The organism is Vibrio sp. 10N.222.55.C6 (genome assembly GCF_041473395.1).
GTDB classification, from domain to species: Bacteria; Pseudomonadota; Gammaproteobacteria; order Enterobacterales; family Vibrionaceae; genus Vibrio; species Vibrio crassostreae_C.
In genome coordinates this window covers 1-373 of the sequence record NZ_JBFRSD010000843.1, presented here as the reverse complement: position 1 = coordinate 373, position 373 = coordinate 1, and the positions used below count along the sequence as shown (strand labels likewise).

1 protein-coding gene is annotated in these 373 nt (G+C 43.7%); it reads right to left on the bottom strand.

What is annotated here, in order from left to right; all coding sequences use genetic code 11:
• Positions 1 to 61 precede the first annotated feature (61 nt).
• Positions 62 to 373: sensor histidine kinase (locus AB4486_RS26475; protein ID WP_372119737.1), on the bottom strand; the 312-nt coding region annotated here is incomplete at its 5' end.

Here is a 373-nt window from a genome sequence, read left to right as displayed (position 1 = left end):
GTGGGCGGTTTTTTAGTTCTGTCTTCTTTATGTGGTGCGATTTAATGCTTTTTGTTAGTAACTACTCACTATCTATATTCTTCAGCGTTAATGTGAATGTCATGCCTTGGTCTGGGTTGTTCTTTGCTATCAAGGTGCCTTGCATATCCCGTACATTGTTGGCTGTAATAGCTAACCCCAGCCCCAAACCTTCGCCCATTTTTTTGTTGGTATGAAACGGTTCGAAAATGGTTTCGAGTTGGTCTTCTGATACACCGCAGCCATTGTCTTGCACCTTGATGATCACACGTTGTTGATCGGTATGTGCACTGATAACAATGGTCGCGGGTGTTTGATTCTGAGTAGCATCGATGGCGTTTCTAAGCAGGTTACC